At 55.9% G+C, this 11,716-nt stretch carries 6 protein-coding genes and 2 pseudogenes; 5 read left to right on the top strand and 3 right to left on the bottom strand.

What is annotated here, in order from left to right:
- A pseudogene (locus H6F43_RS13410) lies at positions 1-314 on the top strand (DUF11 domain-containing protein); the annotation flags it as partial.
- A 164-nt stretch (positions 315-478) separates the two neighbouring features.
- Positions 479-3,103 carry a DUF11 domain-containing protein gene (locus H6F43_RS13405; protein WP_190343241.1) on the top strand — a complete coding sequence of 875 codons (2,625 nt, stop codon included), beginning with the start codon at positions 479-481 and terminating at the stop codon, positions 3,101-3,103.
- Between the two features lie 103 nt (positions 3,104-3,206).
- Here the strand turns inward: H6F43_RS13405 and H6F43_RS13400 are convergent, their stop codons facing one another.
- Positions 3,207-4,877: a hypothetical protein gene (locus tag H6F43_RS13400; protein ID WP_190343240.1), complete on the bottom strand. Its 1,671-nt coding sequence runs from the start codon at positions 4,875-4,877 to the stop codon at positions 3,207-3,209.
- Between the two features lie 49 nt (positions 4,878-4,926).
- On the opposite strand from H6F43_RS13400, the gene H6F43_RS13395 reads away from it, so the two are divergent.
- Complete coding sequence (locus H6F43_RS13395; protein ID WP_190343243.1) at positions 4,927-5,547, top strand: pseudouridine synthase; 621 nt, start codon at positions 4,927-4,929, stop codon at positions 5,545-5,547.
- Positions 5,548-6,226: 679 nt separating this feature from the next.
- Positions 6,227-8,893 (top strand): adenylate/guanylate cyclase domain-containing protein, encoded by a 2,667-nt coding sequence (locus tag H6F43_RS13390; protein ID WP_190343239.1) that lies wholly within the window; start codon positions 6,227-6,229, stop codon positions 8,891-8,893.
- A 165-nt stretch (positions 8,894-9,058) separates the two neighbouring features.
- On the opposite strand, the gene H6F43_RS13385 is transcribed toward H6F43_RS13390, so the two are convergent.
- Both H6F43_RS13385 and H6F43_RS13380 read right to left on the bottom strand, forming a co-directional pair.
- The gene (locus tag H6F43_RS13385) at positions 9,059-10,510 is read right to left on the bottom strand and encodes an ATP-dependent DNA helicase RecQ (RefSeq protein WP_190343238.1); all 1,452 of its coding nucleotides are present in this window, start codon (positions 10,508-10,510) and stop codon (positions 9,059-9,061) included.
- Between the two features lie 40 nt (positions 10,511-10,550).
- Positions 10,551-11,138, bottom strand: a complete 588-nt coding sequence (locus tag H6F43_RS13380) for a 5-formyltetrahydrofolate cyclo-ligase (protein WP_190343237.1) — start codon at positions 11,136-11,138, stop codon at positions 10,551-10,553.
- A 126-nt stretch (positions 11,139-11,264) separates the two neighbouring features.
- Here H6F43_RS13380 and H6F43_RS13375 point away from each other — a divergent pair.
- Positions 11,265-11,716 (top strand): annotated as a pseudogene (locus H6F43_RS13375) (hypothetical protein); the annotation flags it as partial.

The following is an 11,716-nucleotide window of genomic DNA, read 5'->3' as shown; positions in this document are numbered from 1 at the left end:
TACAAAGCGGAGATGAGGTGGCTTACACCGTTTACTACCTAGTCAGCGGTGGCACGTCCGCGATCGGCGTCAGCCTGTGCGACCCCATTCCCCAGGGAACCAGCCTGATTGCCAACACGGCGCAAGTCCAAACTGCCACTGGCGCTCCCACCGCAGGAGGGACTGTCTTCTCACCGCTAGCCCCCTTACCTAGCGGCAACTCCTGTCCCAACCAGTCCAATCCGAACGGTGCCGTCATTTTTAATCTGGGTGATCTTTCAGGGGCATCGGGCAGCAATTTTGGCTTTGTCCGGTTCCGGGTTCGAGTCAACTAGTGCTTGCAATGGGTAGTCAATGACTATTTCGTGGAAACTTTTTAATAGAGAATGCCTCGGCGATCGTCGAGTGCTGTTCTCAACAGGGTGCACGAGTTACGAATTTATGCTCAAGATGAGTTCCTTCAGGGAAGAGGCGCGGAACGGTGCATTCACAACTTCAAATGCTTGTTAAGAGAAACTCTAACGATTTAACGGCTAAACAGCAGCGCAGAGCGGCTGACACAGGTCGTCCCAACTTTTTTAAAGGCATTGTGGCAGGACTGGTCGCCGCAGGCGTGGGGATCGGAACGATCGCTCCAGCTCAGGCAGAAGGCAGCCGCAATCTGTTTCAGTCGAGCAATGGTTTCCGGGCAAACCTGGAGTGGCGATCGGTCCAATATGTCAACTTACTGCGCCGCCGCACACTGCTGCGTGTCTACGCTCGCCAGGGCGAATTTATCCTGCTAGGGTCTAGCGCAATGGGGGTTAACGCGGGCGATATTCTCGTCTACAACCCCGGTTTGGTGTCGTCACCCACTCTTGGAGATCCCTCTAGCATTGTCGGTAACGAACAGATTCCGGCGACTTCTTCGTATAGCTGTGTGGGTCAGCGCACCACCACCGGAAACGACGACATCGGGTTTATTGGCGATCGGACTCAAGAATTGGCAGGACCTCGAACGATTACCAACCCGGCTAATGGCACTCCGGGCGCGGGAACAGGATACGTTCCGTGCTACTACCAGGCTCCTCAAGATGGCATTTATACGGTCGTTGTCCTGGGACCCGCCGGGGATAATGTCGATCGCCCAGACGTCACGCCGCCCACTGGAGCCATTAGCCCGCTGCAAAATGACCAGGAGCAGGATACCAGCGTCGCGGCGTGGGACGTGACTGTGCGCAGCAGCCTGACCACTCCTGTTGATATTACTGGGCGCCTGTTTACCTACTATTTGACGCTGTTTACTGGAAACAACGATCGCCCGCTTCCTAACGAGTCCACGCTCTTCACGCTGACGATCGACGGCTTCATCTACCGGACCCAGCTCAATGGCATTGACCCGAACGGCTTTGTTGTCTACGGCAACCGTCAAGGCTTTCTCAACACCGATCAGCGGAGTCCGCTCAACCGAGACATCGTTGCAGCAGCAGATGCGGACGATCCCAACCAGCTAACTGCCATTCAGGGCGGTGTCTCGATCGCGCGACCAGAATTTCCGCTATTCTTCAACAACCCCGATTCAGCCGTCATTAGCGCTCTCGGCATCCCAACGCCTCAAGAGCCTGTGGTGATTTCTGGCAGTTTCAGTTTCAGTGGCAGTGCAGGAGCCAATAACTCCACGGTGGGTCAGGGCGGCACCTTTACCTACCAGGCGAATGTTCAACACGTATATGAACTCATCCTCAGCCGCGACGGCAGCAATTTTGACCCGACGAATCCGCAAAACCGTGTGCTTCGGGGTATCCAGACTGCCGGAGCCACCACGGTTAACTGGGACGGGTTAGACAATAGTGGCACCGCCTTTCCCGTGGGCAGCAACTACCAAGCCCGCATTGTGATTCGTGCTGGTGAGTACCACTTTCCACTGCTGGATGTGGAAAGTAGCCCGAACGGAAGCCCCTTTTACGAATTGGTGAACCCACCGGGACCCAATTGCCTGCGTGGATCGGTTACGGGACGCTGCACGGCTGGCTTTTACGACGATCGCGGCTACCGCACGGCGAATGGTAACGTTGTCGGAACCATTAACGAGGCGTTGCCGTCCAACGCCAACACCCCTCCCAATCCCCCTAATAGCAATTTGCTCACGGGTTTCGACACATTCAGCCAGCAGCGCCGCTTTGTTGGGTCGGGCAGTCGCGGCTTTGGCGACCAGAAGGGACTGGACTTGTGGACTTACTATCCCAGCCCGCCTGCGCTGACCCCATTTAATATTGTTGACGCAGGCAACGCGGATCTGCGATTGACAAAGACGGTAGACAATCCGGGTGCCAACGAAGGTGATACGGTCACCTATACGATCGCTCTTACGAACGACGGTCCCGCTACCGCCACCAACGTCACGGTCAGCGATGTTCTGCCTGCTGGACTCGTCTTTGTCTCCGCTACACCCAGCGTTGGCACCTTCGATTCAGCAACAGGTGTGTGGACTGTACCGTCGATCGCCAATGGCGCCAGCGTGACGCTGCAAATCGCCGCTACCCTCAACGCTGGCGCTGGTGCTTCCCCTGGCTCCTTCAACCCGCTGCTGAATACGGCAGAGATTACGGCTGCCGATCAGCCTGACCCGAATACCAACAACAACCGGGACACGGCAAGAGTTGGAGCGCCGAACTTGCGCCTCGTGAAGCGAATTACTGCCGTCACTCGCAATGGCGTGCCGACAACGTTCAGCCAGTTTGTGGATGATCCTGGCAACACCAACGATACTGCCGCTGGCTGGTCGTCCCTATCACCCGTGGGCGTTCCGCGTATTGGTCCTGCGGACCCACTCCGCAGTGGGGATGAGGTCGAGTACACGATTTACTTCCTGTCGGACGGTAGACAACCTGTGCTGGGTACCAGCGTGTGCGATCCGGTTCCACCCGGAACCTCCCTAATTCCCAACAGCAGCCAAATCCAACGTGGCACCGGAACCCCGCTTCCGGGCGGTACGCCGTTTTCACCGCTGGCACCTCTGCCCGCTGGCAACTCCTGCCCAGACCAGACAAATCGAGATGGCGCGGTGATCTTCGATTTGGGTGATGTGCCCAGCACACCTGGCAGCAATGTTGGGTTTGTTCGCTTCCGCGCCCGGATCAACTAAGTGGCTCCCTAGTGCAAGTTCAGGAAAGGTCCTTGTGCAAGGCGCTCAGGTGCCAGCTACGTGAGGTAGACGACGAGAGCGAATGAGGAGCAATTAACTGCCCCTACTCACACCGCCGAACGATCGCCAGCGGCACCTCCTGCCGTGTGACCTGATACAGCGTAGGGCACTCCTGAAAGTAGCTCTGAAACTGGCGATTGCCGCCGTACATCGACAGATAGTAAAACGGCTTCTTTAAGTTGGGTGGCAGCTTTCGCTCCGCAAACGATCGCAGCGCCACATCCTCATCCGCAAACACCTCTGCCGAGTGGAGCGGACCGCCGACCAGAACGGGATGACGATCGTGCTGATTGATCCACTCCATTCCCTGCCGCAGACTCAGCCCCCAGTAGTCTGTCTCGAAGCGCTGGTTCGCCGCAGGCAAACCTCCCGACACTCGATTGAAGTACAGGTACTCGTAGGGATGCAGCGCTGCCATCTCCACCCCAAGGCTAAGGAGCACGACCGCCAAAAATCCTAAGGACGCCCATTTCAGAGACGGCTTCGGCAGCGCTTGATAAGTCCAGATAAACGCGGCAGCGGCGATTGCGGCGATTCCTGGCATGATGAACAGAAAGTGCCGGATTTCTCCATAAATCACCGATCGACGCACCACTGCCAGCGTCGGCAGCAGAAAAATTTGCAGCAGCAGCAGCACGATACAGGCTTGCTGAAGCGGCGAGAAGCGGCGATACTTCTGCATCAGAATGACCAACCCCAGCACAAACGCCACCTGAAAAATCACGGGCACGCTGATGCCAATCCAGGTTGGAACGTAAGCCCAGGGCAGCGATCGCGGCTCAAAAAACTCGCCATTGAACAGCACCTTTCCATCCCAGCCGTAATTCGACAGCACCGTCAGCGCTCGGTAGAACCACACGATCGGATTTGACCACGACGACGGATAGCAAACTGTGGCAACGATAAACGTCGTCAGTACAGCCGGAATGAAGTTGATCAGAACATCTGCTAGACGAATCGCCTTTCGCTGACTCACCTGCATCAAACAATACGCCAGCAGCGGCAGCCCAATCACCACCAATCCGGCGGCGCGGACTCCAGTCAGCAGTCCAACACAAACGCCATAGCCGATCGCGGCCAGCGTCGCTCGATCGCGTCCGATTGGAAAGCGTTTGCGCGGCGCCTCTGGCGCATGGTTCGACGAGGCATGGTTCGGCGATGCAGGGTTAGTCGTCCACTGAGCAACCCAGTAGGCACCGATCAGCGTGCAAAGCGTGAACAGCGCCGCAAACGGAATGTCCTTAAAGTTGAAGAAGCCGTGTCCCCACACTCTGGGAAACAGCGCCAGCGTGACTGGACCCAGCCAGGCAAACTCCGCACCGCACAGCAGCCCAACGATGACCGCCACCAGCAGATACAGCAGCAGCGCCGTCAGAAACGTCATGGCGTGTTTGGATTCAAATCGCTGGCGAGACAGTAAGCGCTCTGATCGCTCCTGCGAGCCAGACAGCAGTTTCCCGACTTTTTTCTGTACCTGAAACACCGTTTCCGTCGCGACGTTGAACACGGTCCCGTCGTATTCAAAAATTCCGGGAATCGGCTCATTCCGCGTAATCCTGTTCAGATTCCACCACACGGAATTTGTGCCGTAGAGTTCATCCCACGACACGCCGTAGTCATGAACGGTGAGGCAGCCGATCACCGCGATCGTCACCATTACAGCGGCTAGTTTGGCGATCGCCTGTTTGTACCCAGTCCACCGCTTCTCCGTCATAGGTCCGCCCTGTCGCTACACTAAAATTCTGTGCTATTTAACGCTGTCGATGCCGCGTCGCTCCCTCCAGAGTTCCCACCGCTACTTGCTGTTCTACAAGCCCTACGACGTTCTGTGCCAGTTTACCGACGACAGCCCGTCGGCTGCGCCACGTCGCACTCTCAAAGACTACATTCCCGTTCCAGACGTGTACGCCGTTGGACGACTAGACCAGGACAGCGAAGGACTGCTGCTGCTCACCGACGATGGCGTGCTTCAGCACCGATTAAGCGATCGCCAATTTCAACATCCCCGCACGTACTGGGTCCAAGTTGAGCGCATCCCCGATGACTCCGCCCTGAAGCACCTTCGCCAAGGCGTTACGATTCAAGACTACCGTACTCGTCCGGCGATCGTGCAGGTGCTCTCCCAGGAACCGCCGCTGCCACCGCGTGACCCGCCGATCCGCTTCCGCAAATCCGTTCCGACTGCGTGGCTAGAGATGACGCTGACGGAGGGACGCAATCGCCAAGTCCGCCGAATGACCGCAGCAGTAGGGTTTCCGACCCTGCGACTTGTACGCGTCAACATCGCGCATCTGAGTTTGGTAGGTTTAAAACCTGGACAGTGGCGCGACGTACAGCCAGAAGAATTGCGGCAGTTAAAAACGCTGTGTCAGTTGAGGCGCTGATGCTTTGAACGGGTCAGGGGTGCGATCGAGTTCTCCCAAGTACCCACCGTTAAGGTTCAGCCAATTAGCGGTTTCGTGGTGATGATTTGTACCTAAAATAAGTCTATTACGGTTTACATTCCAACCAATAAGTGCAGTTTTTCTTACGGTGGTGCATCCCCTCTTTGGAAAAAGTCTTTATTAAAGATTAAGAAAGGTATGGATGTGTGAAGAAAAACGTGAGATTCTCAAGTTTAGACATCGAAAATTAGTCGTCGTTATCGCCCTTAATAGGTGACAGGGTGGGAAACGGACTCTTTGGCTACCTGGGAAGGCAAGACGGCACAATCTGTGTTTATTGGAAGCAATGACAACTTTACTGGGGTGATGCCCAGAAAGTGTGAGGAGCTGGGAGAAAAAGCCTGCCAAGATATAGGGGAATTTTTAGCTACCGTACAGAATCCCGGTGAAGTGGGCATTCTAATCGCAAAGCTGACCTGACCTGCAAATAATGGTAAGCATTGGTACACATCCTTTAGGTCACAGTGTCAAAATCATCTCAGGTTCGGAGCGCTTGATGGTGATTGCCGTCGCCTAATCGATTCTTCGGAGGCAGCGGTTACCGCTTCAAGGTGCCAATCCAATGGACCGTTTAGGCTGTCCATCCTGCAAGTCGTCACTCCTCGTTCCTCAGCGTCTTATGACCCCTTCAATGCAGCATCTGCCCGACCACACCCAGGATGAGATCATCGATGTCGTCGTTCAGCATGAATCGAAAGTACTTTCAACGTCGGATGAGGTCATTGCTAGCGATCTAGTTGTCGAAGGGCGTCCCAGCAGCGATTACTCTCCCAAACACTCGTTTAGCCACTCCACTAGCAGCGCCTTGGCGACCACAGGGCGAAACTTCTCGTCGTTTCTGGCACCGCTGACCCAGGAAAAGTTCAAAGAAGTCGTTGACGAGGTGGAGCAGAGGCTCCGCATTGTGAACCAGACCCTCTCCATGCTAGAGATGCAGGGGTTTGACACGATCCTGGAGGAAATGCTTAGCTCCATTACCGCCAAGACGGGAGAGTTGCTGAGCGCCGATCGCACGACAATTTTTCTGGTGGACGAAGAGAAAGACGAGCTCCACACAACCGTTGCCAGAGAGGGCGGCGGCACCGTCGAAATTCGGGTACCCAAGAGTACGGGGATCGCGGGTGAGGTCGCAACCCTTAAGCGTGTGGTTAACATCCCGTTCGATTTTTTTGATGATCCCCGCTCTGTTCAAGCAAAAATTCAGTTTAAGAACACGGGCTACCGCACCTACACAATGCTGGCGCTGCCGCTGTTGAATGACGACGGCAATCTGGTCGCTGTGATCCAGCTAATCAACAAGGTGCAAAAACACGTCGATCGCAGTGCTCCCCTCGACCAGCGCATTGATCTCGGCGGCTTTACCGAGCACGATGAACAAGTCTTTCGGGAATTTACTCCATCGATTCGCCTGATTCTGGAATCGTCTCGATCGTTCTACGCCGCTACTCAACGCCAGCGTGCCGCCAACGCCCTGATTAAGGCGACCCAGTCCTTAAGCCAAAGCAGCCTTGACTTAGAAGACACGCTGAAAAAGGTGATGGACGAGGCGAAGCAGTTAATGAACGCCGATCGCAGCACGCTATGGCTGATTGATCGAGAGCGCAATCAACTGTGGACGAAGCTGCCGATCGGCACCTCGCAGCAAGAAATCCGCATTCCAATGGGCTTCGGCTCATTTGCCGGACAGGTTGCTATGACTGGAGAACCCCTGCTGATCCCATTTGATTTGTACAACCATCCCAACGCCGAAACCGCCAAAGCCACCGACCAGAAAACAGGCTACCGCACGTGCAGCATGCTGTGTATGCCCGTGTTCAACGCCGATGGGGAGCTAATTGGTGTGACCCAACTGGTCAACAAGAAAAAGCAGGGCGACTACCCGCCTTACGATCCCGCGATTTACCCGCAGGCGCCAGAATGCTGGAAAGCCAGCTTTAACCGCAGTGATCAGGAATTTATGGAAACGTTCAACATTCAGGCGGGTGTCGCTCTACAGAATGCCAAATTGTTTGAGACGGTGAAGCAGCAAGAGCAGATGCAGCGCGATATTCTGCGATCGCTCACCAACGGCGTCATCTCGACGGATAAGGCAGGAAACATCATCGCTGCCAATGAAAGCGCCAAGAAGCTGCTGGGCTTGCATGAAGACGATTCCCTGGAAGGCACGCCTGTATCAGAACTGGTGACGTTGGAAAAAGGCGACTTCTCCCGCTGGTTCCGCAGCGCCTTGGAAGCTCGCGATGACAAGAGCCGCAGCCAATACTACCCAGACCAAACGCTCCAGCCTGCGCGTGGAGAGGAGCAGCACAGCATTAACCTGTCGGTAAACACGATCGCCGACGCCAACGATCGCAGCAAGGTCTCTGGTGCGCTGGTGGTGATGGAAGACATCAGCGATGAAAAGCGGCTCAAGAGCACAATGTATCGCTATATGACGCAGGAGTTGGCAGAGCAGCTCTTGGAAAACCCCGACGCGGCAAAGATGGGTGGCGATCGTAAAGAGGTTTCCGTGCTGTTCTCTGACATTCGCAGCTACACCACAATTACCGAGAGCCTCACGGCTGAAGAGGTGGTGGACATGCTGAACAAATACTTCGAGTCGATGGTGGACGCGGTGTTCCAGCACAAAGGCACCCTGGACAAATACATCGGTGATGCAATCATGGCGGTGTTTGGGTCGCCGCTGCCGCTGCAAGACCATGAATGGATGGCGGTGCAGACGGCGGTGGATATGCGTGCCCGTCTGATGGAGTTTAATGCTGAGCGGCTGCGCCACAACCAAGACGCGATCAAAATTGGCATTGGGATCAACTCAGATGTGGTGATCAGCGGCAACATTGGCTCCAGTAAGCGGATGGAGTTTACAGCGATCGGTGACGGCGTCAACCTCGGCTCTCGACTGGAGAGCGCCAGTAAGCTCTATGGCACCGACATTATTATTAGCGAGAATACCTACGAACCCTGCCGCGATCGCGTCCAAGCGCGCGAGTTGGACTACATCAAAGTGAAGGGCAAAAATAGACCCGTCGCAATTTATGAGCTAGTGGGTCTCGCACTTGATCCCATTCCTGAAGATAAACAGCGCACGATCGACCTTTACCAGAAAGGGCGCGAGTTTTATCTCAATCGTAAATTCCGATTCGCCATGAATGAGTTCGCCACGATCGTGGAAGAAATTGACAGCCACGATAAATCCGCGCTGCTGCACCTTGAGCGCTGCCAATACTGGCTGCAAAATCCACCACCCGACGAGTGGGATGGCTCTTGGACACTGACGGAGAAGTAGCGCGAGGCTTGCAGGGGTTGCGCCAAAAGCGCCGTGCCAATGCAATATCAGCGTGATATCAACGCCTAGCTAAATTTCGGTAGAGTGCATGGAAACACGGGTCCTCCTCGCTGCCCTAGAAATACAAGGGGCAATGCGTTAGTTCTCTTTCGTTTTGACGCATTACTAGCTGTTGCATTGATTGCAGTGTCCACAGCGAAAGTCGGCTTTCTGAGGAAATCCGAAGGCTTCGAGCAGAAATTTCCAGCGACAGCCACGAGTGTAGAGGTATTGCACCATCTGCTGGGCAGCGTCAATATTCGATTGCAGTGAGGCAGGGCTACTAGAGGACCGCAGCGTGTAGTGAAATGGGTCCTGCCAGTCCAAGCGATCGACCGCGTGCAGCCAAGACAGCGCCAGTCCGCCGTCGGGAAATTGGCGACTGACAGAGGCAACGTCGCCATGAGCGGGCAGTTTTTTGAGCAGGTGCTGCGCCGATCGCGCCTGCTTACTGGACTGCTGCTCAAAAAACTGCCGTCGCTGCTTGTCCTGTGGGTCCAACAGCCCAGTAGGCTCACTGGCTAGAATTAGCGCCGTTGCGGGTTTGCCGTCGCGTCCGGCTCGCCCAATTTCCTGCACGTACTCAGACAGCAGCAGCGGCGCATGGAAATGTGCAATCCAGCGGACTGTTGGGTGGTTGATCCCCATACCGAATGCGCAGGTGCAAACGACAAATGGGAGCGCTCCGTTTAGCCAGGACTGCTCGATCGCGCGACGCTCCTCCGCACTTAATCCAGCGTGGTAGGCGGCAGTCGTATTGCCTTGCTGAGTCAGCCACTCTGCCAAGCCTTCGCTGTCCCGACGAGAGCGCACGTATACCAGTCCTGCTTGCCGACCTTGAGCTTGAATAAATTTCAGCAACTGCTGCTGTCGTCCTCTCGGTGTCCAGACTGTCTGCATCTGCAGGCGCAGATTCGATCGGTAAGGACTGAGGCGAAAGTGTTCTGGTTGATCGAGGTGCAGCACCCGTTGCAGAGTGGCTTGTGTGGTGGGATCAGCGGTGGCAGTGAAGGCGGCGATCGCAAGACGGCTTCCGGCGGGCTTGTGCTGCAGTAGCGCTGGACGCACGGCGCCCAAACGGTAGTAAGCCGGACGAAAACTCTCACCCCACTGGGTCAAGCAGTGTGCCTCATCAATGACCAACCCGCTCAGCATCACGGCTGGCTGACACAGACGCTCCCACACGGGCACGCTCAACAGCGTTTCTGGTGACAAATACAGCAGCCGCAATCGATTCTGCTCTAAGGCTTGCAGGGTTTGCTTACGCTGCCAGCGGGGAAGCTCACTGTGCAGCAGAGCGGCGGGTAGGCGCCGCTGGCGTAGTTCCTGCACCTGGTTTTCCATTAGGGCGACCAGCGGCGACACCACCAAAGTCAGCCCCGGTTGCAGCAGGGCAGGCAGTTGAAAGCAAATGGATTTGCCCCCGCCCGTCGGCATCACCACGATCGCGTCTCGCTGCGCTAGCAAACAGCGAACGACCTCCCTCTGAGGCGACCGAAAATCGTCATAGCCCCAAACGCGCTGAAGCTGAGCGCGGAGGGGATCACTGGCAGCGGAATCGACGGGACGAGAAACCATACACCCTGTGGAACGAGGACTTCCTCAGAATGCCCACGCTCTAGAAGATTCTGGAACCTGGAATTGGGTACAGTCCCGATTCTGTACATACGGCTGTTAGAGGAATGTCCCACGCATCGATCTGTAAGCTTGGCAGGTAGGCAAACTCAAAGACAATGCCGATCGTCGGTTTGCTCGTCCACTCTGGGGAACTGAGCAGGCGATCGTAAAAGCCACCGCCGTATCCCAGACGGTATCCCACGCGATCGCACGCCACTGCCGGAACCAGCAGTAAATCGACCTCGCGGGCGTTCAGCAGGGGTGAATCAGGATGCGGCTCCAAAATCCCGTACGCACCTGCTTGCAGCGGTTCATCCGGCGACCAACGATGCCACACCAGCGACGTGTCAACACAGCGAGGAAAGCCCCACGTTTTCGGCAGGGTGAATAGAGAACTCAGATCCGGCTCTCGGCGGACACTGAAGTAGGCAAGAATCGTTTGCGCCTGCTGAACGATCGATGCCGTTTGCAGATGGGCACAGAGGCGATCGCTCCTGTCTCGCCACTCCGCTTCCGAAAGCGCCTGCCGATCTCGAAGCAGCGTCGATCGCTGCTTCGCTTTAGCCTGTTGTGGCTCCTGGCTTCCCATTCTGGCGGTTCCTTTGTAAACACACTTGAAGCAGTCCCCTGATCCCCGAAAAATTTTGACGTAAATCTGCTGGTCTGCCGACGAATAGTGTACAGTGCGTGCTTAATCAGTCTCTCCATTCCTCCCATGCTGCTCTCCACTTCTCTGCCACTGTCCGAGTCGATGCCTCTCAGCACCTCCCAGCGGTTTCTGATTCCTCCGTTTCAGCGGCTTAGGTTTACGGTGCTGTTCATGGTTGCGACGGGACTGGGTTGGTTTCTAGTCGGGTTCGTGCTGCAATCGCTGCAACAGCCGCCGTTCACGATCGTGTGGCAACCTCAAGGACTGCTAGGAACGTTCGTCAACGGCTTGGTGGCTGGATTGATTGTCGGGGCAACTCAATGGATTGTGCTGCGGCGCTATGTGCCTGACTGGCTGTGGATGCTGGTAACTTGTGCGGGTTATGTAATGGTGATGACGACGCTGCAATCGTGGAGCGGCTTAATTGAGGTCAGCACGATCGCACCTGCGCTCAGTACGCTGCCGCCGCAGGCAACTGCGATCGTGCTGAGCATGCTCAGCATTGGACTCGCCGCCGT

The organism is Leptolyngbya sp. FACHB-36, assembly GCF_014695955.1.
In the GTDB taxonomy this organism is placed as follows: Bacteria; Cyanobacteriota; Cyanobacteriia; order Leptolyngbyales; family Leptolyngbyaceae; genus FACHB-36.
This window is presented reverse-complemented; position numbering and strand designations above follow the sequence as displayed.

Bases quoted from the DNA above. Each gene is read 5' to 3' on its own strand.
- H6F43_RS13380 (WP_190343237.1), bottom strand. From the start codon at position 11,138: ATGGGAAGCCAGGAGCCACAACAGGCTAAAGCGAAGCAGCGATCGACG.
- H6F43_RS13390 (WP_190343239.1), top strand. From the start codon at position 6,227: ATGACCCCTTCAATGCAGCATCTGCCCGACCACACCCAGGATGAGATC.
- H6F43_RS13395 (WP_190343243.1), top strand. From the start codon at position 4,927: ATGCCGCGTCGCTCCCTCCAGAGTTCCCACCGCTACTTGCTGTTCTAC.
- H6F43_RS13400 (WP_190343240.1), bottom strand. From the start codon at position 4,877: ATGACGGAGAAGCGGTGGACTGGGTACAAACAGGCGATCGCCAAACTA.
- H6F43_RS13405 (WP_190343241.1), top strand. From the start codon at position 479: ATGCTTGTTAAGAGAAACTCTAACGATTTAACGGCTAAACAGCAGCGC.
- H6F43_RS13385 (WP_190343238.1), bottom strand. From the start codon at position 10,510: ATGGTTTCTCGTCCCGTCGATTCCGCTGCCAGTGATCCCCTCCGCGCT.